This is a genomic window from Cellulomonas flavigena DSM 20109, assembly GCF_000092865.1.
GTDB lineage: Bacteria > Actinomycetota > Actinomycetes > Actinomycetales > Cellulomonadaceae > Cellulomonas > Cellulomonas flavigena.
This window is the reverse complement of the sequence record NC_014151.1, coordinates 1368228-1392158: the sequence shown is the minus strand read 5'-3', so window position 1 is coordinate 1392158 and position 23931 is coordinate 1368228. Positions and strand designations below refer to the sequence as shown.

At 73.1% G+C, this 23931-nt stretch carries 24 protein-coding genes and 2 pseudogenes; 6 read left to right on the top strand and 20 right to left on the bottom strand.

Translation table 11 applies throughout. From position 1 onward, the window contains the following. Positions 1-33 precede the first annotated feature (33 nt). The 12 genes and pseudogenes from CFLA_RS06280 to CFLA_RS06225 all read right to left on the bottom strand — a co-directional run. A complete protein-coding gene (locus CFLA_RS06280) occupies positions 34-1419 on the bottom strand; it encodes a peptidoglycan DD-metalloendopeptidase family protein (protein WP_081449662.1) in 1386 nt (461 codons plus the stop codon). A gap of 2 nt (positions 1420-1421) precedes the next feature. After that, positions 1422-2336, bottom strand: a complete 915-nt coding sequence (gene ftsX, locus CFLA_RS06275) for a permease-like cell division protein FtsX (protein ID WP_013116479.1) — start codon at positions 2334-2336, stop codon at positions 1422-1424. A gap of 12 nt (positions 2337-2348) precedes the next feature. Next, entirely contained in the window at positions 2349-3038 is a 690-nt protein-coding gene (ftsE, locus tag CFLA_RS06270; RefSeq protein ID WP_013116478.1) for a cell division ATP-binding protein FtsE, read from the bottom strand. 202 nt (positions 3039-3240) lie between these two features. Next, positions 3241-4356, bottom strand: coding sequence for a peptide chain release factor 2 (gene prfB / locus CFLA_RS06265; RefSeq protein WP_013116477.1), 1116 nt, complete (start codon positions 4354-4356; stop codon positions 3241-3243). Between the two features lie 40 nt (positions 4357-4396). After that, positions 4397-5281: a universal stress protein gene (locus CFLA_RS06260; protein ID WP_013116476.1), complete on the bottom strand. Its 885-nt coding sequence runs from the start codon at positions 5279-5281 to the stop codon at positions 4397-4399. 138 nt (positions 5282-5419) lie between these two features. Continuing rightward, on the bottom strand, positions 5420-5890 hold the full coding sequence (locus CFLA_RS06255; RefSeq protein WP_245530308.1) for a pilus assembly protein TadG-related protein: 471 nt from the start codon (positions 5888-5890) through the stop codon (positions 5420-5422). Then, the gene (locus tag CFLA_RS06250) at positions 5887-6414 is read right to left on the bottom strand and encodes a pilus assembly protein TadE (RefSeq protein WP_013116474.1); all 528 of its coding nucleotides are present in this window, start codon (positions 6412-6414) and stop codon (positions 5887-5889) included. The genes CFLA_RS06255 and CFLA_RS06250 overlap by 4 nt, the downstream gene beginning before the upstream one ends. Further along, complete coding sequence (locus tag CFLA_RS06245; RefSeq protein WP_043599984.1) at positions 6411-6788, bottom strand: TadE/TadG family type IV pilus assembly protein; 378 nt, start codon at positions 6786-6788, stop codon at positions 6411-6413. Before CFLA_RS06245 ends, CFLA_RS06250 begins: the two co-directional genes overlap by 4 nt. After that, entirely contained in the window at positions 6785-6988 is a 204-nt protein-coding gene (locus CFLA_RS06240) for a hypothetical protein (protein WP_013116472.1), read from the bottom strand. The genes CFLA_RS06245 and CFLA_RS06240 overlap by 4 nt, the downstream gene beginning before the upstream one ends. 63 nt (positions 6989-7051) lie before the next feature. Beyond that, entirely contained in the window at positions 7052-7981 is a 930-nt protein-coding gene (locus CFLA_RS06235) for a type II secretion system F family protein (RefSeq protein ID WP_013116471.1), read from the bottom strand. Then, entirely contained in the window at positions 7978-8838 is an 861-nt protein-coding gene (locus tag CFLA_RS06230) for a type II secretion system F family protein (protein WP_013116470.1), read from the bottom strand. The genes CFLA_RS06235 and CFLA_RS06230 overlap by 4 nt, the downstream gene beginning before the upstream one ends. Position 8839: 1 nt before the next feature. After that, a pseudogene (locus CFLA_RS06225) lies at positions 8840-9448 on the bottom strand (ATPase, T2SS/T4P/T4SS family); the annotation flags it as partial. A gap of 22 nt (positions 9449-9470) precedes the next feature. On the opposite strand from CFLA_RS06225, the gene CFLA_RS06220 reads away from it, so the two are divergent. Continuing rightward, entirely contained in the window at positions 9471-10874 is a 1404-nt protein-coding gene (locus CFLA_RS06220) for a recombinase family protein (protein WP_013116469.1), read from the top strand. Positions 10875-11059: 185 nt separating this feature from the next. Here CFLA_RS06220 and CFLA_RS06210 read toward each other — a convergent pair whose 3' ends face one another. The 3 genes from CFLA_RS06210 to CFLA_RS06200 form a co-directional block, all read right to left on the bottom strand. Continuing rightward, on the bottom strand, positions 11060-11818 hold the full coding sequence (locus CFLA_RS06210) for a rolling circle replication-associated protein (protein WP_013116467.1): 759 nt from the start codon (positions 11816-11818) through the stop codon (positions 11060-11062). 84 nt (positions 11819-11902) lie between these two features. Further along, positions 11903-12286: a hypothetical protein gene (locus tag CFLA_RS06205; RefSeq protein WP_013116466.1), complete on the bottom strand. Its 384-nt coding sequence runs from the start codon at positions 12284-12286 to the stop codon at positions 11903-11905. Between the two features lie 301 nt (positions 12287-12587). After that, positions 12588-13466: a hypothetical protein gene (locus tag CFLA_RS06200; RefSeq protein ID WP_148234296.1), complete on the bottom strand. Its 879-nt coding sequence runs from the start codon at positions 13464-13466 to the stop codon at positions 12588-12590. Between the two features lie 250 nt (positions 13467-13716). Between CFLA_RS06200 and CFLA_RS21255 the strand changes: the two genes are divergently transcribed. Next, positions 13717-14586, top strand: a complete 870-nt coding sequence (locus CFLA_RS21255) for a YDG/SRA domain-containing protein (protein ID WP_013116464.1) — start codon at positions 13717-13719, stop codon at positions 14584-14586. A gap of 67 nt (positions 14587-14653) precedes the next feature. Here the strand turns inward: CFLA_RS21255 and CFLA_RS06195 are convergent. Further along, a pseudogene (locus CFLA_RS06195) lies at positions 14654-15280 on the bottom strand (ATPase, T2SS/T4P/T4SS family); the annotation flags it as partial. A gap of 124 nt (positions 15281-15404) precedes the next feature. Beyond that, entirely contained in the window at positions 15405-16868 is a 1464-nt protein-coding gene (locus tag CFLA_RS06190; protein WP_013116463.1) for a serine hydrolase domain-containing protein, read from the bottom strand. A 92-nt stretch (positions 16869-16960) separates the two neighbouring features. On the opposite strand from CFLA_RS06190, the gene CFLA_RS06185 reads away from it, so the two are divergent. Next, positions 16961-17287, top strand: coding sequence for an Rdx family protein (locus tag CFLA_RS06185; RefSeq protein WP_013116462.1), 327 nt, complete (start codon positions 16961-16963; stop codon positions 17285-17287). A gap of 26 nt (positions 17288-17313) precedes the next feature. After that, complete coding sequence (locus tag CFLA_RS06180) at positions 17314-18222, top strand: aldose 1-epimerase family protein (protein WP_013116461.1); 909 nt, start codon at positions 17314-17316, stop codon at positions 18220-18222. 78 nt (positions 18223-18300) lie between these two features. Here CFLA_RS06180 and CFLA_RS18935 read toward each other — a convergent pair whose 3' ends face one another. From CFLA_RS18935 to CFLA_RS06165, 3 genes are all read right to left on the bottom strand, one after another. Next, positions 18301-19074 carry a M15 family metallopeptidase gene (locus tag CFLA_RS18935; protein ID WP_052302688.1) on the bottom strand — a complete coding sequence of 258 codons (774 nt, stop codon included), beginning with the start codon at positions 19072-19074 and terminating at the stop codon, positions 18301-18303. Positions 19075-19390: 316 nt separating this feature from the next. Further along, positions 19391-20434 (bottom strand): hemolysin family protein, encoded by a 1044-nt coding sequence (locus CFLA_RS06170; RefSeq protein WP_013116459.1) that lies wholly within the window; start codon positions 20432-20434, stop codon positions 19391-19393. Next, the gene (locus tag CFLA_RS06165) at positions 20434-21753 is read right to left on the bottom strand and encodes a hemolysin family protein (RefSeq protein ID WP_013116458.1); all 1320 of its coding nucleotides are present in this window, start codon (positions 21751-21753) and stop codon (positions 20434-20436) included. The genes CFLA_RS06170 and CFLA_RS06165 overlap by 1 nt, the downstream gene beginning before the upstream one ends. A 253-nt stretch (positions 21754-22006) precedes the next feature. Here CFLA_RS06165 and CFLA_RS06160 point away from each other — a divergent pair, with 253 nt between their 5' ends. Continuing rightward, the gene (locus CFLA_RS06160; RefSeq protein ID WP_043598845.1) at positions 22007-22759 is read left to right on the top strand and encodes a response regulator transcription factor; all 753 of its coding nucleotides are present in this window, start codon (positions 22007-22009) and stop codon (positions 22757-22759) included. Beyond that, positions 22756-23859: a HAMP domain-containing sensor histidine kinase gene (locus CFLA_RS06155; RefSeq protein WP_013116456.1), complete on the top strand. Its 1104-nt coding sequence runs from the start codon at positions 22756-22758 to the stop codon at positions 23857-23859. Before CFLA_RS06160 ends, CFLA_RS06155 begins: the two co-directional genes overlap by 4 nt. The last annotated feature ends 72 nt before the right edge of the window (positions 23860-23931 follow it).

Below are 23931 nucleotides of genomic sequence, written 5' to 3'. Positions count from 1 at the left end.
GCGCCGGACCCCCAGGTCATTGCCAGGCTCGCGTCACAGCCCCAGGTAGGACCGCGGGTTCACCGTCGCTCCGTTGACGTACACCTCGAAGTGCAGGTGGCACGCCGCCGACGTGCCCGTGTTGCCCGCGTACCCGAGGAGCTGACCGGCACGGACGTTCGCCCCGCCACCGACCGCGAAGGACGACATGTGGTTGTAGCTCGACATGAGCGACGAGCCGTTGACCCAGCCGTGGTCGATCATCACCTGGCCGCCGTACCCCGAGCGGTGGCGCGCCCACTGCACGGTGCCGTCCCGGCCCGCGTAGACCGGCTCACCGCAGCGGTCGCGCAGGTCGATGCCCGCGTGCAGGCGCCAGTACCCCAGGACGGGGTGCAGGCGGTTGCCGTACTCGGACGTCACGACGATCGGGTTGTGCGCCGTGGGGTTCGCGAACAGCGCCCCGGGCCGCGCACCGCCCGGCTGCGCACTGCCACCCCCGCCCCCACCGCCGGTCTGCCCCGCGGCCCGCCGTGCGGCCTCCTCCTTCTCGCGCTGGACGCGCTGCGCCTCGATGATCGCCGCGAGCTCCCCGGCGACCGCCGCGCGCTCGGCGTCGTTCGCGGCGACCTGCGCCTGCGCCTCGGCCTTGCGTGACTCGATGTCCGCCGTGCGCTGCTGCTGCTCCGCGACGAGCCGCTCGACCTCGGCCTTCGCCGCCTCGGCCTGTCGTTGTGCCTCACGCGCCTCCGCGAGCTTGGCGTCCGCCGCCACCTTCAGCTCGTCGACCTTGGCGCGCACGGCCGTCTGCCGCGCCTGCGCGTTGCGGTTCTTCGCCGCGAGGGCCGTGAGCTCGTCGAGCACCTGCGTCTGCGTGCGCAGCGCGGTGGACACCAGCCCGTACTTCTCGACGAAGTCCTGCGAGCTCTCGGCGTCGAGCATGACGCTCATGCCCGAGACGTCCCGGCCGCCCTTGTACGCCTCGCGCGCCATCTGTCCGATGGCACCGCGGATCTCCTGCTCGCGGGCGTCGTCCACGGCGATCTGCTCGGTGATCGCGGCCTCCTCGTCGCGCGCCGCCTGCAGCCGCGCGGCGAGGATCTCCGCCTCACGCTGCGCGGCCTGCGCCGCCGCGACCGCGGCGTCCAGCGCCGCCTGCGCGACGGGCAGCTGCGCCTCGACCTCCGCGAGCCGCGTCAGCGCGGCCGCGAGCTCACCGCTGAGCTCCTCGATCGCCTCGGCGAGGTCCGCCGCCCGCTCCTCGGCCGCTGCGGCCCGCTGCTCGGCGGCCGCGCGCCGGTTCGACAGGTCGTCGGCCGTCGCGGGCGCCGAGCCGGCGACGAGCGCGGGCAGCGCGACGGCCAGTGCGCACAGCGCCGCCAGGAGGGCGCGCACGGGGCTCCTGCGGGCGGTGGTCGGTGTGCGGTGGGCTCGGCTCATGGTCAGACCTTCGTGTATCGGCTCAGCGTGACCAGGGAGGAGATCGCCGCGAGGACGAACGCGACGACCACGAGCAGCGGAGCGATCGCCAGCACGTCGGACGTCCCCACGTACGGGATCCAGGTGACCGACTGACCGAGCCAGTCCGTCACGAGGTACTCCACACCCAACCACAGCCCTCCGATCGCGAGCGCGGCACCGAGCGTCGCGGCGATCGCGCCCTCGAGCATGAAGGGCAGCTGGATGAACAGCGTGGAGGCACCGACGAGCCGCATGATGCCCGTCTCGCGCCGGCGGCTCAGCGCGGACAGCCGGATCGTGGTGGTGATGAGCAGGACCGCCGCGAGCAGCATGATCGCCGCGAGACCGGCCGCCGCCCACGTCGCGCGGTCGAGCACGAGGAAGAGGTTGTCGAACAGCCGGCGCTGGTCCTCCACCGACTCGACGCCCGGGCGGCCGGAGACCACGTCGGCCACGACCTGGTACTGCTCGGGGTCGGTCAGCTTGATGCGCAGCGACGAGTTCATGTCGTCCGCCGTCGCCGCCGAGGCCCAGAACTGGTCACCGAACTGACGCTGGAAGGCCGCGAAGGCCTCCTCCTTCGACTCCTCGTAGATCTCCTGCACGTACTGGCCGACCTCGGGCGCGTCGAGCGCCGCCAGGATGTCCTCGCGCTGCTCCGGCGTGACCTCGCCGGCCGCGCACGTCGGGGCCGCGGAGTTCGACGGGCACAGGAAGACCGAGACCTCGACCTTGTCGTACCAGTCGTCCTTCATCTTGTCGATCTGCGCCTGCAGCAGCGCCGCGGCGCCGAGGAACGTCAGGCAGACGAACGTGACGAGGACGACGGAGATCGTCATCGACAGGTTCCGGCGCAGGCCGATGCCGATCTCGGAGAGGATGAACTGGGCGCGCATTTGCGGACCCCCTCAGCGGTCCGAGCCGTAGACGCCGCGCGACTGGTCGCGCACCATCTCGCCCGTGCTCAGCTCGATGACGCGCTTGCGCATCTGGTCGACGATCTCGTCGTCGTGCGTCGCCATCACGACGGTCGTGCCGGTGCGGTTGATCCGGTCGAGCAGGCGCATGATCCCCAGGGACGTGGTCGGGTCGAGGTTGCCGGTCGGTTCGTCGGCCAGCAGGATCGACGGCCGGTTGACGAACGCGCGGGCGATGGCGACGCGCTGCTGCTCGCCGCCGGACAGCTCGTGCGGGCGGCGCTTCTCCTTGCCCGCCAGGCCGACCATGTCGAGCACGTCGGGCACCGTGGTGAGGATGTGGTGGCGCGGCTTGCCGATGACCTGCAGCGCGAACGCGACGTTCTCGAAGACCGTCTTGTTGGGCAGCAGGCGGAAGTCCTGGCAGACGGCGCCGATCTGCCGGCGCAGGTGCGGCACCTTCCAGCTCGACAGCGTGCCGAGTTCCTTGCCCGCGACGAACACCCTGCCGGCGGACGCGCGCTCCTCGCGCAGCACGAGCCGCAGGAACGTCGACTTGCCGGACCCGGACGCCCCGACGAGGAAGACGAACTCGCCGCGCTCGACGTCGAGGGACACCCGGTCCAGCGCGGGGCGTGCCCCACGCGCGTAGACCTTCGTCACGTTCTCGAACCGGATCACGACCGACCTCGCCTCGTCCTGGCGCCGGGTGTGCCGACGTCCGCCCGCGGGCCGCGGGCCTCAACGAGGGTAGGAACCCCGTCACCCGCACGTGGGCAGGACACGCCGCCCCGGGCGCTGTGAATCGACCCGGCCCGGTAGTGCGTGCCCGGCTCGTCCCGGTCCGTCCCGGACCGGTGTCCGGGACGGCGGTGACCTGCCGTCAGGAGCCCTCGAGCTGCTGGGCGCGCCGCCAGCGCACGCCCGCCTCGATGAAGTCGTCGATGTCGCCGTCGAACACCGACGCAGGGTTGCCGACCTCGTGCTCGGTGCGCAGGTCCTTGACCATCTGGTAGGGCTGGAGCACGTACGAGCGCATCTGGTCGCCCCACGACGCCTTGATGTCGCCCGCGAGCTCCTTCTTGGCGGCCCGCTCCTCCTCCTGGCGCACCAGGAGCAGGCGCGACTGCAGGACGCGCAGCGCCGCCGCCCGGTTCTGGATCTGCGACTTCTCGTTCTGCATCGACACGACGATGCCGGTGGGGATGTGCGTCATGCGCACCGCGGAGTCGGTCGTGTTGACGGACTGCCCCCCGGGTCCCGACGAGCGGAACACGTCGACCTTGATCTCCGACTCGGGGATCTCGACGGAGTCGGTCTGCTCGATGAGCGGGATGACCTCGACGGCCGCGAACGACGTCTGCCGGCGCCCCTGGTTGTCGAACGGCGAGATGCGCACCAGGCGGTGCGTGCCGGCCTCGACCGACAGGTGACCGAACGCGTAGGGCGCCTTCACCTCGAACGTGGCGCTCTTGAGCCCGGCCTCCTCGGCGTACGACGTGTCGAGCACGGACGTCGCGTAGCCGTGCCGCTCGGCCCACCGCAGGTACATGCGCAGGAGCATCTCGGCGAAGTCCGCGGCGTCGACGCCGCCGGCCCCGGCGCGGATCGTCACGACCGCGTCGCGCACGTCGTACTCACCGGCGAGCAGCGTGCGGATCTCGAGCTCGCCCAGGTCCTTGCGGATGCCGACGAGCTCGGCCTCGGCCTCGGCGAGCGTGTCGGCGTCGTCCTCCTCGGCGGCCATCTCGACGAGCGTCTCCAGGTCGTCGATGCGCCCGCGCAGCTTGTCGACGCGCTCGAGCTCCGACTGCGCGGAGGACAGCGCGCTCGTCACCTTCTGGGCGGCCTCGGGGTCGTCCCAGAGGTTGGGGACCGAGGCCTGCTCGGACAGCTCGGCGATCTTGGCGCGCAGCGCGGTCGGGTCGCTGACCGTCTCGATCGACTCCAGGGTCGTGCGCAGCTGGCGGAGCTCGGCGGGGAAGTCGGTGGTGGCCACGACCCACGAGGCTACCCGCTCCGCGCACCCCCGCCGGGCGTCACTCCGGCACGGCGCGCGTCACGAGGACCGGACAGGCGGCGCGCCCGACGAGCCACTGGCTGACGGAGCCGAGGACGAGCCCGGCGAGACCACCCCGGCCGCGCGTCCCGACGACGAGCAGGTCGGCCTTCTCGGCGTGCCGCGCCAGGAGGTGCGCCGCGTGCCCCTCCTCCGTGCGCGTCTCGACCTCGACGTCGGGCCAGCGCTCGGCGAGGAGCGCCTGGGCGGCGGCCAGCGCGTCGTCGGCACGCCGCACCGCGAGGTCGACGGGTGTCACCTCGGGGTGCTCACGCAGCCAGTCCGCGAGCGATCGACCGTGGGCGGCGACGTTCCAGCACGCGACGGCGCGCAGCCGCGCGCCCGCGCCCGTCGCGTAGCGCCCAGCGGCGTCGACGGCGCCGAGCGAGTGCGGCGAGCCGTCCACGCCGACCACGACGAGGTCCGTCGCCGCGCGGCCCAGCGCGGTGCGCGGGACCACGACGACGGGGCACGGCGCGTGCTGGGCGGTGCCCAGCGCGACCGAGCCGATGAACACGCCGGACAGGCGCGAGGACCCCTGGCGGCCCAGCACGACCAGCCGGGCGCCGACGGCGCGCTCGACGAGCGCCCGCGCCGGTGGCCCGTCCTCGAGGACGGCGGAGACCTCGATCCCGGGCACCGCGTCGCGGGCGACCTGCGCGCCCTCGTCGGCGACCTCCTGCGCCCCGGCGCGCACGAACGCCGACGCCGTGCTCAGCGGCGGCGCATCGAGCGTGCCGGAGACCCCCCACACATGCACGACCTGCAGCGGCAGACCGAGCCGTCGCGCCGACCCTGCGGCCCAGCGCACGGCCGCGACGGCCTCCGGTGACCCGTCGTACCCCACGACCACGTGACCGTCCATGGCGTCCTCCTCGACGCTCGTCCGACGAGCCCGATCGTCCCGCCGCCGGGCCGGCAGGACAAGGCGGACACGCCCCGGCGGGGCGAGACGTCCGAGGTCCGTCCCTCGTCGCCGCCCGGGTGCGGACCGACCGCGGGGTCAGGACGCGCGTGCGTTCGCGTCGACGACGAGCTCGATCCCGTCGCTCCAGGGAGCGATCACCCAGGTGACCAGAGGTGGACGCGTCACGGCGCCCAGACGGACGACGGCGGACCGACCGTCGGGCGTCGACGCCTCGAGCACCCGCACACCGTCCCAGCGCGCCGCCGGCTCGGGGTGCGCGGCAACGTACCGCTCGACCGCCGCGCGCACGGTCGCGTCGGTCAGGGGAACGCCCCCGGGGGCGCGCGCGCCCTCCTCGGAGAAGTAGGTGGTGCTCGCCTCGTCGGCCGCGGCGAGCGCGGCGAGGTCCGCGAGCGCCAGCAGCCGCTTGCGGTCGAGGTGCACGCCGGTCGCGGCGGTCACGACGAGCACGAGCAGCAGCGCGAGGACGCCGAAGCCGAGCGACAGCACCATGATCTGGCCGTCGTCCCGTCCTCGGCCCCGAGCCCGGTTCACGACGCGGCTCACCGCGCCGCCCGGTACGCGTCGACGGGCGCCACGCGCTCGGCGGCCACCGGGACCTCGAGCGGCACGACGTCGCCGACGAACGTCGGGACGAACGGCAGCGGCACGCGGACCTCCACGGTGGCCGCGACCTCGGCGCCGGGGGTCAGGCACGGGTCGGCGGAGCAGCGCACGTCGAGCGCGTCCGCCGGGTCGTCGTCGAACCCCTGGTCGAGGAGCGCGACGCCCACGGCCGTGAGGGCGCGCTGCGCGCCCTGCTCGGCGTCGTCCGCTGCCACGTACACGCGGGCCGCCTCGCGGGCCGCACCCTCGACCGCGAACGTCGCGGCCTGGACCCGGCCGAGCACGAGGACGAGGTAGACGGTCGGCACCAGCAGCACGAGCGAGATCCCGAGGAACTCGACGAGCGCGCTGCCCGCGTCGTCGCCGCAGCGGGTCCGCACCCGCTCGCGCACGGCCACGACGACCCGACGCAGCGGCCACCTCCCGACCACCGCGGCCGCCGTCACCACCGCTCCCGGTGTCACGGCCACTCCACGGGCGCGTGCCCGTCGAGCTCCATCACTCCCCCGGGGCCGAGCAGCCCGACGACGGGCAGGGGTACTCGCACGGTCACCTCGACGAGCGCGAGCCCGCCGGTGTCGACCCGGCGGGCGGTGACGTCCTGCGCGTACCTCTCCGAGAGGGTGGCCCGCAGCAGCTCGATCGTCCGTCCGGCGCCCTCCTCGGGGGTCCGGCCGACCCGCGCGGCGTACCGCGCGCCCTCGGCGGCCGCGTCGACGCACGTGTTGCGCACGTGCTGGACGAGCGCGACCTGCAGGACCGACGCGAACAGGACGACGACGAGGCCGCCGACGAGCGTGAAGTCGACGACGGCCGACCCCCGCTCCCGCTCGGTCAGTCGCCGGAGCGCGGGCTGACGCCGCGGACGGACTCGACGAAGAGCTCCTGCAGCGCCTCGCCCGCGACGAACCAGAGCACGGAGACGAGCCCGGCGGTCATGAGCGTCACGAGCACCCAGCCGGGGACGTCGCCACGCTCGCGGTCCGTCGTCGCCACGCGCTGGGTGAGCGCGCACCACGTCCTGGTCAGGTAGCTCATCGTCGACCTCCGTCGTCGTGCGGGGCGCGCCGGTCGGCGCCCCCGTGTGCAGCGCGGCCGGGGTCACAGCCCCACCCGCAGGACCACCACGCTGGGGAAGACGGCGAACAGGACGGTCACCGGGAGGATGAGGAACACCACCGGGACCATCATGAGCACCTCCTTGCGCCCACCGGTCTGCATGAGCGCGCGGCGCCCCTCCTCGCGCACGTCCTGCGCCTGGGCGCGGAGCACGTCCGCCAGCGGCGAGCCGCGCTCGACCGCCACCGCGACGCCCTCGGCGAAGCGCGCCAACGCGGGCAGCCCGGTGCGGTCCGCCAGCGTCTGGAGCGCGGTCGTGAGCGGTGCGCCGGCCCGGGCCTCCGCGAGGGTGCGCGCGAGCTCGTCGGCCAGCTCGCCCCGGGTCTGCCGCACCACACGCTCGAGGGCGCCCGTCGCCCCCTCCCCCGCGCTGACGGCGAGAGCGAGCAGCTCGGTGACGGTCGGCATCTCCGCGAGCAGCCGCGCCTCGCGTCGCGCCACCTGGCGGCCGAGGTACCAGTCGGGTGCGAGGGCGCCGACGACGCCGACGACGACCACGAGGGCGACGAGCGGCACGAGGGCACCGCCCCGGGTCGCCGCGAGGAGCACGGCCAGCAGCAGCCCGCCCGCGAGCCCGACGACGCCGCCCACCACCTGCTGCGCGCGGAACTGCTCCACGGTCTCGGTCCGTCCGGCGCGCACGAGGCGGTGCCGCAGGTCCGCCGCCGGCGAGCCGATGCGCGCGACGAGACGCACCCCGTCCGCCAGGAACGGCGCGACGAGCCGCTCCACCGTGCCCCACGGGCCCCGCGGCACGTCGGTGCGCAGCAGCGCCGACGTACCGCGTGTGCGCAGGTACGGGCCGACACGCTGCTCGAGCGTGATCCGGCGCGCCCGGAGCCGCAGCAGCACGAGGACCAGGCCCGCACCCCCCAGCAGGCCGACGAGCGCGCCGACCACCGCCGGGTTCACCGCAGCACCCGCGGGTCGTCGGGCAGCCGCGCGACGCGCAGCATGAGCCGGTAGGCCGCCACCGAGCTCGCGGCGCCTGCGAGGAGGACCGCGGCGCCGGCCGGGGAGTCGTAGGCGCGGATGGCCTCCGGCCGGGTCGCGAGCATCGCGAGCACGACCCACGGGGCGGCGACGGCCATGCGAGCCGCGTACACCGTCCAGCTCTGCCGGGCCTCGAGCTCGCCGCGCGTGCGCAGGTCGTCGCGGAGGAACGTCGACAGGGTCCGCAGGAGCCGGCCGAGATCCGTCCCGCCGACGTCCCGTGTCAGCCGCAGCGCCTCGATGATGCGGTCGGCCACGGGATCGGCGAGGCGGTCCTTGAGCGCATCGAGGCTGTCGGTGAAGCGACCGGTCGCGCGGTAGTCCTCGGCGAAGGCCCGGAAGGGCGCCCGCAGCTCGGCCGGGCCGCGGTCCCCGAGCTGTGCGACGGCCTCCGGGAGGGAGAGGCCGGCGCGGACGCCGGACGCGAGGTGGTCGACCACGTCGGGCCACAGCTCGCGCGTGCTCGCGAGGCGGCGCCGGGCGCGTCCCTGCACCAGCGCCCACGGCGCGCCCGCGGCGAAGCCGCCGAAGCACAGGCTGACGGCGGGCACGGGCACGACGAGGAACGCGACGGCCGCGACGACGAGCCCGACGAGCCCGCTCACCGCCAGGAGGCCGCCGGGCGTCACTCCGGTGACCTCGGCCTGGGTCAGCGTGTCGTGCACGCGTGCCGACCAGCCGTCGCGTCGCTCGTCGCCCGCGGCGGCGAGCGGCCACCAGGCCCACCACACGCACGCGAGCCCGGCCCCGAGGAGGAGTCCGACGACGACGCCCACGTCAGGCCTGCCGCAGGAGGGACGCGAGGTCGACGCCCGCGCGAGCGAAGCGCTCGACGTGCGGTGGGAAGCCGTCACCGCGCACGAGGAACCCGCCGCGCGTCGTGAACAGGTCGGCGGTCTCCACGACGCCGGCCTCGACCCGCCCGGGGACGGCCACGATCTCGCGCGTGCGGCGCCGGCCGCGCGCGTCGAGCTCGAGGTGCACGACGAGGTCGACCGACGACGCGACGGTGGGCACGACGAAGCGGTCGGAGATGTTCTCGCCCGCCAGCAGCGGCAGCGTGCACAGCTTGACGAGGGCCTCGCGCGCCGAGCTGGCGTGGAGGGTGCACATGGCGGGCACGCCGCTGTTGAGCGCGATGAGCAGGTCGAGCGCCTCGGCCTCGCGCACCTCCCCGACCAGGAGACGGTCGGGTCGCATGCGCAGGGCCTCCTTGACGAGCCGACGCAACGTGATCTCGCCGGTGCCCTCGAGGTTGGGCTGCCGCGTCTGCATGGCGACCCAGTCGCGCACCGCCGGTCGCAGCTCGAAGACCTCCTCGCAGCTGACGACCCGCTCGCGCGGGGGCACCGCGCCGGCGAGCGCGTTGCGCATCGTCGTCTTGCCGACGTGTTGCTAGTCTGCCCCCATGACGAAGCGCACGGCGGTGGCGGTCTACGCCCGGATCTCGCAGGACCGGTCCGGCGAAGAGCTCGGCGTGCGACGTCAGTTGGCTGACTGCCGCGCCGAGGCGGCGCGTCGAGGGTGGACCGTGGCCGAGGAGTACATCGACGATGACTCGTCGGCCTACTCCGGCAAGGTGCGGCCGTCCTACGACCGGATGCTCGCCGACCTGGCCGAGGGACGGCGAGATGCCGTGGTCGTCTGGCACATGGACCGCCTGCACCGCCGCCCTATCGAGTTTGAGCGGTTCGTCGAGGTGTGCACACGCGCCGGGGTGCAGGACGTGGTCACGCTGTCCGGGGACGTGGACCTGGCCAAGGGTGACGGGCTGCTCGTGGCGCGGGTGGTGGCGGCGTTCGCCGCGAGCGAGTCCGACGCCAAGCGGCGACGAGGCCGACGCAAGGCGCTGGAGATCGCTGAGTCGGGCCGTCCCATGATGGGAGGCCCGCGCCCGTTCGGATTCCTGGATGACCGGGTGACCCACCACCCCGCCGAGGCCCCGGTGGTGCGGGAGTTGGCGGCGCGGGCACTGGCCGGGGAGACCCTGATCTCGCTCTCCACCTGGTTGCAGGACAGCGGCGTGCGGACGGTCGGCGGCAACGAGTGGCGCACCACCACCGTTCGACAGCTGCTGACCAACCCCCGCGCGTGGGGGATGCGGGTGCACCAGGGGCAGGTGATCGGCAAGGCGACGTGGGAGCCGATCATCACCCCCGAGGACGGGGAGCGGCTGCGCCGGTTGCTGCTTGACCCCGCGCGGCGCACCAACCGGTCCGCGCGCCGGTACCTGTTGACCGGGATGCTGCGGTGCGGCAAGTGCGGCAGCCCGCTGCGCTCAGCGCCCAAGGACGGCAAGCGCCGGTACGGGTGCGCGATGGGTCCGGACCATCGAGGGTGCGGCGGGGTGTTCATCTACGCCGAGATGCTGGAGCGGTTCGTCACCGAGGCCGTGCTGTACCGGTTGGACTCACCGGTGATGGACGAGGTCCTGACCGGCGATGGGGACAACGACGAGCGCGCCCGAGCCCTGGGCGAGGCGATCAAGGCCGACACGGACCAGTTGGACGACCTGGCCACGATGTGGGCCGACGGTGAGGTGTCCAAGGCCGAGTGGCTCAAGGCCCGAGGTCGGATTGAGTCCCGCCTCGAGGCGAGCCGGGCCGAGTTCTACCGCGTGACGCATCGCGATGCCGTCGCGCCGTATCTCGGGCGGGGCGACGAGCTGCGTGCGCAGTGGGACGGGCTGGCATTCTCCCGCCAGGTCGCCATCGTCAAGGCCGTCCTGGCCCAGGCGACGATCCTCCCGGCAGCAGTGCCAGGCAGGCACGGACTAGACCCCGAGCGAGTGGAGCCCGAGTGGCGGCTGTGAGGGCGCGGCGGGCACCCCCGTGCGCGGCGCTGGCGCGCCGTGCGCGCGGGGGCTGCCCATCCGTGCCCCCAACAGGAAGCCGATCTGGCGCAGCGCAGCAGGATCGGTGATCTTGACGGGCACCCCCTGGGCGCGGCAGGTCTTCGTCACCCACCGAGCGACAGCGTCGTCCACCGGCATGGCGCTCAACTCGCCCACTGCGCCCAGATAGCCGGCGGACCCGTCCACCGCTCGGCGTCGACCGACGACCAGACCGTGGCCGGCTGCATCCCGAACAGATCCGACGCCTGGCCGATCACGTCCTCCGGAGACCGTCCCCGCAGCGTGACCTTCTCGGGCTGGAAGCCCTGCGCCAGGCCGTAGCGGTGCAGCCCCAGCACCCGCGCGGTGGGATCGGTGAACGTCTTGGAGACGTACTTGGCCAGGTAGCCCGCCGCCTGGCGCGCCTCCCCCAGCGCCCCGGCACCCACCGGCACGTGCCCCAGGAGCTTGATGTGGACGAACCCGCGACCCCACGCGCCGTTGATGACGGAGCGCGAGACGTACCGCCCCACCGCGAAGTGCACGTGCAGGCCGTGGCCGGTCTTGTGCCACTCCGGGACCCAAACGTAGGCCAGCGGCTTACCGCCCAGGTCCGTCCGCAGGGTGCGGAAGAAGTCTTGGATGTGCTCGCGGGTCTGCAACGGATCGTGGCAACCCTCACCGGCGTAGGTCAGGGTCCCGAGCCGGTTGAGGCGGTTCGCGGCGCAGTAGCGGCGCAGGGCCGCCCGTGCGCGCCGTCCGCCTTCCTGCGCGGCGCGCTCGGGGTCCCGAGCTGCGCCCCGCGCGACGTAGGAGCGCTGTGGGCGGTAGGACGAGACGAAGCAGCCGCCACCCTCGGCGGCACGCGGGTACAGCGACAGCACCCAGCCCGCGGTCCGGGGCGCATGCGAGCGCGGAGCCACGACGGCTCCTGCGTCGGCGATCTGCGCTAGTCCCATACCCCGGGACTATAGGAGGCCGCGGCCTCGTAGTCCCGGATCGTGGGACTACGGCTTGGGCGTGTCGCCTGCGGTCTCGTGGATGACCGTGTCCAGGTCGATGGTCACGCCTGGGAAGCGGTACACGTCCGGGTGCTCACCGAAGACCTTGCGGAACGCCGAGATCCGGCGGTAGACCGCCGACCGGCTCATCCCGAGCTGCGACTGCATCCCCTCGAAGCCACCGGCGGTGTGCCAGACGAACCAGAACCCGACCAGATCGAAGGTCGCTCCACGAGCGATCGGCAGGATGAGCGGACGCAACGGCTCAGCCAGCGGGTCCGTCAGGGGACGGACAGCCTTGGTGTACGCGGACCACGCCCGCTCCCACCTGCTCTTGGCGATGCCCTGGCCGTCCGGGGACGGCATGCGCTGTGCGCGGAAGTCAGACACGAAGCCTCCTAGTCCAGGACTCTGAGACTACCGCTCTTGGCCGACAGCCGGGAAGCCCCGGCTGGGTGCGCATGCGCCTCACCCCCGGGCGTCATCCCCACCGCTTGAGCCTTGCCCTCCGGTCACACGACTCAAGCGGCACTCTGCCCGTGGCCGGGGATGGTGCTCCGCACCAAGGTCCCCAGCTGCGCACGGGCGGCCGCTTGACCCGTGAGACCTCCGGACTGCTGCTCCGCTATCGGGATGATGCCCTCAGAGCGGCACCCCACGCGGAGCCCACCAGTAACGTTGCTACTTCAAGTCAAGACGAGGCATCCTGCTCCGCAGGACGCCTCGCAATGGCTCCGGAGACGAACCAGTCAACGAGAGTGGCCGCGAGCACGATACCGGCACGGGCCTCCTCGTGTGTCACGTCGCTGTAGTCGAGATTCCCGTGCCTATCTCGGTGTCCGCGATACAAGGTGCGGAGCATCTGCACGATCATCTCGGCACTCGGTGCATGGGCATGCTCTCGGAGAGGCAAGCGCCAATCACCAAGGGCGCGCATCCTTGTTATCACAGAACCAAGCGTCGCCTCCGTGTTTCCTGGCTCCACAACCGCGATGGCAGCAATCTCCACCGCGCGCACTGCATCCGCGTACCCCGCGGTGTCGTTCTTTTGCAGGCCGTGAACGTGCGCCCACCCTCTGGCGAGAAGGGTGCCCGCCGAGCCACCCTCGTTGATGACGCCCTCTACTGCGGACCGCACTCCCTCGGGCACGCGGTCAACCAGGCCGATCTTGTCGAACCGAGTCCCCACCGAGTATGCCGACTGCGCTTGCCTAAGAATCACGTCCAGGGTGAGAGCTGCGCCCGATATGCTGCGGAATCCTATCGACAACACCCAATCTACGATTTGCAGAAGCTCCATCTCCGGAAGTGCGCGAAGGCGCTCCCGAACAGAGTTTGCGCTAACGATCGAGTTACCGCTTTTGACACCAATATCGATCCGGAGGGTGTTCTGCATCGTCAGGATGATGCCTGCATGCAGCCAGCCGGCCCCAGCGTCTGGGTTTATCCACCGCGCAGAGACCCATGCCAATAAGGGCTCTCGCAGCCACTGAGGCACCCCCGGCACGAGAACGCGGTATTCTGCTACTTCTTCGGCGTCGAGGCCGAAAGGCACCCATCCGTCAGTCATGGGCTCAGCTTGCCAGAAGCGCGACGGGTGTGTGTGTCCAGAACTTGGCGGGGCATCGAACCGCATCGTGCTTAGAGTCCTCCGCACCTGGAGCCGCGGCGCCCGCTCGGTGCGCGCCACGCTCGCGACAAGACCATCACGTGTAGCTAGAGCTGTGGTTGAGTGGATCCGAGACGCCTAGCGAAGGCGGAGCCGGCATGCTCACTCGTGCAAGCCGAAGTGCGACCCAACCGCGAGCTCAGGAGGCCCCGTGTCCCCAACATTCGGTCACATCCCCGGCGTCCCCATCGGAACCACCTTCGAAAATCGAGCAGCACTTGCCGCGGCAGGGGTACACACACCGCACATGCAGGGAATCTCCGGGAACCGGGAGAATGGTGCAGATTCGATTGTGGCGTCGGGAAGCTATGTGGATGATGAGGATCACGGCGACTACCTCATCTACACCGGAATGGGAGGCCGCGACCTGGCCACCGGCCGACAGATAGCGGACCAGAGCGTCGATCAATACGCGAACGCTGGACTGATCACAAGCGAGCTCGCGGGTCACCCTGTCCGAGTCGTACGAGGCGCTAACGGCAACGCCTTGTACGCACCCCCGTCAGGTTTTCGTTATGACGGTTTGTTCACTGTTGAGTCACACTGGATGACTACCGGTCAAGATGGCTACAAAGTCGTGCAATATCGGCTGCAACGGCTTCCGAACCAGCCAGAACCCGAGGGCGTGGCGGAGCCGGAGGACGACCCAGCATACGCAGTTACTGTCGTCACCCGGCGGATCCGGAATACCGCCGTGGCGCAGCACGTCAAGGAGATGTACGAGCGAACGTGCCAGGTGTGCGACCGTGAAGTGAGCATCCTCGGCGGTTTGTACGTCGAGGGCGCACACATCCGCCCGCTCGGACGGCCGCACGTCGGACCTGACTCAGTAAACAACGTGCTCTGCCTCTGCCCCAACCATCACGTGCAGCTCGACTATGGCGGCATCGTCATCGGAGACGACATGCGGGTGACCGAGCGTGAGACAGGGAGCATGATCGGACCGCTCCGCTTGAAGCCCGGCCACAACATCGATCTCGCGCACGTGCGTTACCACCGCGCCCTCTGGCCAGAGGCTTAACTCGTACGGCTCGGGTAGCACCGTTGAGCGTGCGCCTCTTCGGACAGGAGGGGGTTGATTCACCGCTAGTCGGGTTGCCGGCCTGCGTGGCGCCGGAGACGAGCACGTTGAGGCCGACGCGGACGGCGGCCTGGAGGAACGCGGCCGCCTGCGGGGTCAGCGACCCCAGGGCGACCATGTCGTCCAGGCTGGTCGCCCGGACCACGTACTTGCGGATGTTGACGGACCAGTGCCGGCGCGTGACGTCGGGGATCACCGCGTGCAGGCGCTCGCCACCGGGCAGGGACGCGTCGACGAAGGGGCTCGACAGGTCCAGGCGACGACCGGACGCCTTGAGCATCTGCTCGACGAGGTCGCGCACCTGCGCGTCGGTGAGGATCGTCGTCGTCAGCTCGGGCTCGCCACGGCGGGCGACGAACACCTGCGAGGGCGAGTTGATCCAGATCTCCTCGACCTCGTCGTCGTCGAGGTACCGCTGCAGCGGTCCGAGACCGGCGACCGCGTCGACGACCGCCTTGTGGGCGGCCGCGGTGTCGACCAGCGGCGGTACCGACCCGATGAGCGAGCGTTCGTCGTAGTCGGCCATCGCGGCGTGCACGAGTGCGACCACACCGGCGCGGTCGCGCACGGGGTCGACCCCCCGACGCCGGATGAGCTCACGCACCTCGCTCTCGAGGATCGCCACGCCGTCCACGCCTGCATCCCCTTCCGCACCGGTAAACGATGTCGGTTTCGTCCGTTTCGACCACGAACGGTAGGGCATGCGGGCGCGGCGCGTGGGCCGCTGTCCACAGGCAGGACCGGGAGCTCGTGGCCTGTCACCCCTGCGGGTGCAGCGCGACCTCCGCCGTCGTGGTGCCGTACCCGACGTTCTGGCAGGCGTGCAGCGTCGCGGTCCCGTCCGGGGCCGCCCGCACCGTCGCGGTCCACCGGAACGGGGTGGTCACCGCCCGCAGCGTGACGCGGTACTCGCCCGGTCCGGGCCGGTCGACCGACGCGAGCACACGTCGGTCCCGCTCGGACCCGTCGTGCACGCTCGGCAGCGTGACCGTCTGCCCCACCCAGCGCGCATGGCCCGCCCGCAGTGCCACGACCCCGTGGGGGGTCGTCACCCGCAGCGTGTCCTCGTCGGCGCCGACCTCGATCCGCAGCCCCTGCACCGGGCCGACCGGGCGCTCGAGCACGAGGTCGCGGTCGACGAGCGAGGGCACGCCGTCCCCGGCGTCGGACGACGGTGCCGGGTGGGACAGCCCGGTCAGCCGCGCGACGAGCGCGTCGTGCGCGCGCCCGTCGACCGGCAGCGTCCCGGGCGCCAGGTGCGGCAGCAGGTCCCACACCCGGTCCAGGACGCCCTGCATGTCGAGGTCGCCCGCGGTCGTCGCGACCACGAGGTCGTGCTCCGGCACCACGACGCAGAACTGCCCGAAGGCCCCGTCCCCGCGGAACGCCCCGTGGCGGCAGCGCCACAGCTGGTACCCGTAGCCCTGCTGCCACTCCGCCGGACCGTCGCCGACGACGCGCGCGACCCCCGCGGGGGCACCGTCCGCGGTGGCCTGCGCGACCCATCCCTCGGGCAGCAGCCGCACACCGTCGACCACACCGTCCTGCGCGAGCAGCACCCCCAGCGCGGCGACGTCCTGCGTGCGCAGCGCCAGCCCGAACCCGCCCATGTCGACGCCACGCGGACACTGCTCCCACGTCGCCCCGGTGATGCCCAGCGGCTCCAGCAACCGGGGCCCGAGGTAGTCGAGCAGCCGCTGTCCCGTCACCCGGGTGACGATCGCCGAGAGCATGTACGTCGCCGCCGTGTTGTAGACGAACCACGACCCCGGCGGGTGCTCGACGGGCAGCTCGAGGAACGCCCGGGCGACGTCCGCGGCGGCGAACGCGTGCCCGCTCGTGTCCTCGTGGTGCCCGGTGCGCATCGTCAGCAGGTGGTGCACCCGCATGGCCGCGAGGTGCTCCGACGGCGCGGCGGGCGCCTCGTCGGCGAAGAACGACAGCACCGGGTCGTCGAACGACAGCAGACCCTCGGCGCGTGCCAGCCCGACGGCCACGGACGTGAACGTCTTCGACAACGAGTACAGGTCGTGCGGGAGCTCCGGGCCGTACGGGTCCCACCAGCCCTCGGCGACGACCGCACCGCGCCGCGCGACCACGACGGAGTGGGTCTCGTCGTGCGCGTCGAGCGCGTCGACGAACGCGAGCAGCGCCGCCGACGGCACACCCACGTCCTCGGGGGCACACCGGGGCAGGTCGAGACGGACGCGTCGTTGCTCCATGGCGGGATCATGCCCGACGCACGGGCGCGCGGCCCTGCCCTTCGTCCCGCGCCCCCTGCCGGCGGCGCCGAGGCCACGCCACACTGGGCCCCATGGGCGACGACCTGCCGCGGGTGACGATCACGTACTGCACGCAGTGCCGGTGGCTCCTGCGGGCCGCGTGGTACGCCCAGGAGCTGCTGACCACGTTCCACCGCGAGCTCGGCGAGGTCGCGCTGCGACCGGCGACCGGTGGCGTGTTCACCGTCCACGTCGGCGACGAGCTGCTGTGGGACCGGGCCGGCGGCCGGGGGTTCCCGGAGGTGACGACGCTCAAGCAGCTCGTGCGCGACCGCGTCGCTCCCGGGCGCCCGCTCGGGCACTCCGACGCGCGTGCGACCGGCGACGTCGCCGACGCCCCGGCGGGTCCCACGGCCTGAGGGGGCACCACGACTACCGTGGCCCCGTGAACACTCCGTCCCCCACGGGCGACCAGCACGTGCTCCGGCACGGTGACCAGGTCGCCGTCGTCACGTCCGTCGCCGCGAGCCTGCGCGAGTACCGCGTGGGCGAGCGCGACGTCGTCCTGCCCTTCGCGTCCGACGTCATCGCGCCCGCGTTCTCCGGGGCGGTGCTCGCGCCGTGGCCCAACCGCCTGCGCGACGCGCGCTACCGCTTCCGCGACGTCACGTACGAGGTGCCCCTGACCGAGCACGCGCGGCTCACGGCCCTGCACGGGCTCGTCTCGTACGAGCGCTTCGAGGCCGTGGACGCCGCACCCGACACGGTCACGCTGCGCCACGACCTCGTCCCGGTGCCGGGATACCCCTGGCCGCTGCGCCTGGACGTCAGGTACGTCCTGGGGGACGACGGCCTGACCGTCTCCGTCGAGGCGACGAATCGTGGGACGAGCGCCGCGCCCTACGGCGTCGGGTTCCACCCGTGGCTCTCCCCCGGCCCCGGCCCGGTCGACGCGTGCACGCTGCGCCTGGACGCCGAGCGCCGGGTGACGGTCGACGAGCGCCTGCTGCCGACAGGGACGCAGGCGGTCAGCGGCGCGTTCGACCTGCGTGAGGGGCGGCCGCTCGCGGGCGTCGAGCTCGACGACGCATGGGTCGGGGCGGTCCCCGACGCGGACGGGCTGACGTGGGCGACGCTCACGGGTGCGGACGGCCGCACGGTGGCGGTCTGGGCGGACGCGTCGCTGCCCGCGTGGCAGGTGTGCACGGGCGACGGGATCCCGGGCATCGACCGCCGCGGTGTGGCCGTCGAGCCGATGACGTGCATCGCGGACGCGTTCCGCACCGGCGACATGCTCGTGGAGCTCGAGCCCGGTGCGTCGCACGCGGTCCGCTGGGGCCTCACGCTGCGCTGAGCCGTCCCACCGGCAGGCCCGCCGCGGCGGGCCTGCCGGGGCGCGCACCGGCGCGTCAGCCGGCCGCCGACCTCGCGGTCAGCCGTAGTACTCGCCGTCGGCCTTGACGCCCTTGGTGTACTCCCAGTGCCACGGCTCGTACGGGCCGGAGCCGCCGCGCACGGCCCAGCCCGGCTGCTCCCAGCCGAAGACCGGGCCGTTCTCGTTGAGCCAGGTCCACCGGGCACCCGACGTCTGCAGCTGGCAGAAGTCCATCGCCAGGCCCCAGCCGTGGTTGCTCTTGCCGGGGGTGGCGGCCAGGCCGCCCTTCTGCGCCTTGACCGCGCGCTGCTGCGCGAGCGTCCGGTAGCCGGAGCTGAGGCACAGGTTGGTGCCGAAGCGCACGACGTGCGCCTCGTTGAGCTCGGCGAGCGCCACGGCCGCGTCGGCGCGCATCTGCGTGTGGCCGTCCCACAGCGTGCACAGGTCCTTCGTCGCCAGCAGGCCGTTCTCGCCCGCGGCGCGCACGGAGCCGTCGCAGCCCGGCAGCGCGGATCGCTCGGAGTCGCGCGACACCTCGGCCAGCGCGCGCAGCCGCGCGGAGCTGTCGGCGGAGACCAGCGGCGTCGGCGGGAGCTCGGACAGGGGGACGGCCGTGAGGGCGGCGACCGTGGAGGGCAGGTCCTCGTCCACGTCGGCGGCCCCGACGACGATCTCGCCGTCGGCGACTCCCTGGGACACGGGGACGACCACGGTCACCGCGACGAGGGCGGCGAGCACACCGGTGCGGCCGAGCACCGTGGTGGAGCGCCGACGTGGAGCCGTCGCGGCTCCCGCGTCCCCCAGGCCCTCGGCCACGGGCGTCGTCGCCACGGGGACGGGGACGGCGGTCGGCGCACTCCTGCGCGACCGGTCCCGGCGCGCGCGTGTCGTCGGCTCCGCTCGGTGGGATCCCACGACACCTCCGCCTCTGCCGTCCCGCCTGCCATCGGTTCCCCCCGATGCGGTCACGAAACCATAACGGGGCGAGCCGTCATCTCCAAGACCCGTACCGGTCACGAACCGGTACCAATCCGGACAACTGCTGCGACACGCGGGGCGACACACCGGGCGTTCACCGTTCCTCCACGGCGTGTTGCACAACCGAACCGCACCGCCCGGCCCCCGCGCGGCGCGCTGCACTCCCGGCTCACCGCAGCTGGCCGCGCTGCATCGCGTCGCGCACCTCGCCCACGAGCTCCTCGAGGATGTCCTCGAGGAAGACGACGCCTGCGGCCCGACCGCCGTCGTCGACGCGCGCGAGGTGCGAGCCCGAGCGCTGCATCGCGGCGAGCGCGGTCTCCACCTCGTCCTGCGGCCCGACCACCGCGAGCGTCCGCACACGCCACGACGGCACGGGCGAGGTGCGGGTCGCGCCGTCCGCGTACAGCACGTCCTTGATGTGCAGGTAGCCGGAGGGACGCCCCTCGGCGTCGACGACGACGAAGCGGCTGAAGCCCGTGCGCGCCACGAGGTGCTCGATGTCGTCCGGCGTGCTCGACGCGTCGACCGTCACGAGCTCGTCGACCGGGACCATGACCTCCGCGGCCGTGCGGTCGGAGAACTCGATGGCGCCCGTCAGCAGCCCCTGCTCGTCGGCGAGCAGGCCCTCGGCCTGCGAGCGCTCGACGATCGACTGCACCTCCTGCGCGGTGAACGCCGACGCGACCTCGTCCTGCGGCTCGACCCGGAAGGCCCGCAGCACGTGGTTCGCGAGCCAGTTGAGGGCGACGATCACCGGCCGCATGACACGCGCGACCCACACCAGCGGCGGCCCGAACAGCAGCACCGCACGGTCGGGCCCGGACACGGCGAGGTTCTTGGGCACCATCTCGCCCAGGACGACGTGCAGGTAGACCACGACGAGCAGCGCGACCACGAACGCGATGGGGTGCGTGAGCGCCTCGGGGACGCCGAGCGCGTGCAGCGGCCCCTCGATCGCGTGCGCGATGGCGGGCTCGGCGACCAGGCCCAGGCTCGTCGAGCAGACGGTGATGCCGAGCTGCGCCGCGGCGAGCATGAGCGAGACGTGCTCCATCGCCCACAGCACGGTCACGGCCCGACGGTCGCCGGCCTCGGCGAGCGGCTCGACCGACGAGCGCCGCGCGGACATGAGGGCGAACTCCGCGCCGACGAAGAACGCGTTGGCCGCGAGCAGCACGACGGCCAGGACGAGCGCGAGCGTGCTGTCCATCAGACCTCCCCCGCCTCGTCGCCGGGCACCTCGGTCACCAGGACGCGCTCGACCCGCCGGCCGTCCATGCGGTCGACCCGCAGGCGCACCCGCCCTTCGAGCACCTCGTCGCCCTCGACCGGGATCCGGCCCAGCCGTGCCATGAGGAGCCCTCCGACGGTCTCCCACGGGCCGTCGTCCGGTACCCGCAGGCCCGTGGCCTCGTGCAGCTCGTCGGGCCGCGCGACGCCGGGCAGCACCCACGACCCGTCGGCCTGCCGCGCGAGCGACCCGCGGGTGCGGTCGTGCTCGTCGGCGACCTCCCCCACGAGCTCCTCGACGACGTCCTCGAGGGTCACGGCGCCGGCCGTGCCGCCGTACTCGTCGACGACGACCGCCATCTGGAGCCCCTGCGCGCGCAGGTCGACGAGCAGCGGCCCCAGCCCCACGGTCTCGGGCACGCGGGGCGCGTCGACCATGAGCGCGGCGGCGGGCACCTCGGTGCGCCTCTCGTACGGCACGGCCATGGCCTTGCGCAGGTGCACGAAGCCCACGACGTCGTCGACCGACTCGCCGATCACGGGGAACCGCGAGTGGCCGGTCTGGCGCGCGAGGGCCATGACGTCGGCCGCGGTGTCGTCCCGGCGCACGACGACGAGCCGCGTGCGGTCCGTCATGACGTCGACGGCCGTCAGCGTGGAGAAGTCGATCGAGTTGGTGAGCAGGGTCGCGGTGGCCTGGTCGAGCGTGCCCTGGGCCGCCGAGCGACGCACGAGGGACGCGAGCTCGGCGGGCGACCGGGCCCCCGACAGCTCCTCGCGCGGCTCGACGCCGACGCGACGCAGCAGCGCGTTCGCCGTGCCGTTGGTGACACCGATGACCGGCCGCAGCGCCGTGGTGAAGCCCATCTGCAGGGGCGAGACGACGCGGGCGGTGCCCAGGGGGCGCGCGATCGCGAAGTTCTTGGGCACGAGCTCGCCGAAGAGCATGGAGAACCCGTTGACGAGCAGGAGCGCGAGCACGGCGGCCACCGCCCCGGCCCCGGCCCGACCGAGCCCGGAGCTCTCGAGCGGCAGGCCCAGCAGCCGCACGACGGCAGGCTGCGTGGTGTACCCGAGCAGCACGGTGGTGACGGTGATGCCGACCTGTGCACCGGACAGCTGCGTCGACAGCTGGCGCAGGGCACGCAGCACGGAGCGTCCGCGCTTGTCGTCGGGTCCGGTCCGGTCCTCGACGAGCCCGGGGTCGAGCGTGACGAGCGCGAACTCCGCCGCGACGAACACGGCCGTGCCCGCCGTGAGCAGCACGCCGAGGCCGACGAGCAGCCAGTCGGTCAGCACGGGACCACCCGCGCGGGGGGCGTGTCGGCGAGGCGGCGCTCGGGCGCCGCGAGGGACGAGGGTGGGCCGGCGGTGTCGCGCCCCGCAGGGGCTCCTGCGGCCGCGCGCTCCCGCGAGGCGCGGTGCGGTGCGGTCGGGACGCGACGCCGGCAGCGACTTGAGCTGCTCATGGTGGGCACATCCTACGGTCGGAGCCCCGACGTGCCGAGCGATCACCGGGACTGGTCAGGGGTCCATGTGCCACCCTGACCCCATGGTCACCACCGTGCCGCGCCCGAGCGCCACCACCGTGCTCGTCGTCGAGGACGAGCCCGCCATCGCCCAGGCCATCGTGCACCGCCTGACCGCCGAGGGGTGGACGGTCGAGGCCGTCGGTGACGGTCACGCGGGCGTCGCCGCGGCGGCCCGCCTGCAGCCGGACGTGGTCGTGCTCGACGTCATGCTGCCCGGGATCGACGGCCTGGAGGTGTGCCGGCAGATCCAGGCCGAACGCCCTGTGCCGGTGCTCATGCTCACGGCGCGCGACGACGAGACCGACATGCTCGTGGGCCTGGGGGTCGGCGCGGACGACTACATGACCAAGCCGTTCTCGATGCGCGAGCTCGTGGCCCGGACCAAGGTGCTGCTGCGACGCACCGAGCGGGCGGCACGCGCCGCCGAGCGCGCCACGGTCCAGCAGCCGGACCCGCCGCTGGTGGTCGGCGACGTGACGATCGACAGCGCGCAGCGCCGCGTGCAGCGCGCAGGCACCGAGGTGCACCTGACGCCGACGGAGTTCGACCTGCTGCTCACGCTCGCGTCGTCGCCCCGCACGGTCCTGACGCGCGAGCGGCTGCTCGCGGACGTGTGGGACTGGGTCGACGCGAGCGGGACGCGCACCGTGGACTCCCACGTCAAGGCGCTGCGCCGCAAGCTGGGTCCGGACCTGATCCGCACCGTCCACGGCGTGGGCTACGCGTACGAGCCGGTCGGGGACGCACCCGACGAGCAGGCCGCCGGCCGGTGAGCCCGGTACCGGAGCCGAACGCCCGCCACGCCCGCGGCGGCGACCGCTGGCGCCTGCCGGACGTACGCCCGCTCGACCCGCTGCGCAGCATCAAGATCAAGCTCGGCGTGCTCGTGGCCGCGACGGTCACGCTCGCGGCGTTCGTCATCTGGCTCGGGTACGGCCGCGCGCTGGGCCCCAGCCGCACGCTGCCCCTGGCGATCGCGCTGTCGCTCGTGGTGACGCAGATCCTCGCGCGCGGCATGACCTCGCCGCTGCGCGAGATGACGGAGGCCGCGCGGGCGATGGCCGGCGGCGACTACAGCCGGCGCGTGCGCTCGACGAGCCGCGACGAGGTCGGGCAGCTCGCGGAGGCCTTCAACACCATGGCCGACGACCTGGAGCAGCTCGACACGTTCCGCCGCGAGCTGGTCGCCAACGTCTCGCACGAGCTGCGCACGCCGGTGACGGCGTTGCAGGCGCAGCTCGAGAACATGGTCGACGGCGTGAGCGAGCCGGACCCAGCGACGCTCGCGGTCGCGCTCGCCCAGACCGAGCGGCTCTCGCGCCTGGTCTCGTCCCTGCTGGACCTGTCGCGCGTCGAGGCCGGTGCGATGGCCCTGCGGATCGAGGAGGTCGCGGTCGGCGACCTGCTGCGCCAGGCGGCCGACGAGGCGTCGCTCGTCGGGGCGGACAAGCGGCTGCGCTTCGCCGTCGACGTCGAGCCGGCCGACCTCACGGTCCCGGCCGACCCGGAGCGGCTGCACCAGGTCGTGGCGAACCTGCTGCAGAACGCGGCGCGGCACTCGCCGCCCGACGAGGAGGTCCGCGTGGCCGCGCGTCGCGTGGGCACCGACGTGCGTGTCGACGTCGTGGACCGGGGCCCGGGGATCGCCCGCGACCAGCGCGCCCACGTGTTCGAGCGCTTCGTGCGTGGCAACACGCCGGCGCTGACGGGCCAGGGCTCGACGGGCGGCACGGGGCTCGGCCTGGCGATCGTCCGGTGGGCGGTCGAGCTGCATGGCGGGACCGTCGAGGTCGCCGACTCCGAGTCCGGCTGCACGATGCGCGTGCGGCTGCCGGCGACCCGGCCCGACGCGGACGTGCCGCCGCGCGCTTGAGCCCCGGGCGGGCCGGGCTTGAGCCCGTGGGGGGTCGGGCTTGAGGGGTCGTTGACCCCCCGGTCCGCGGCG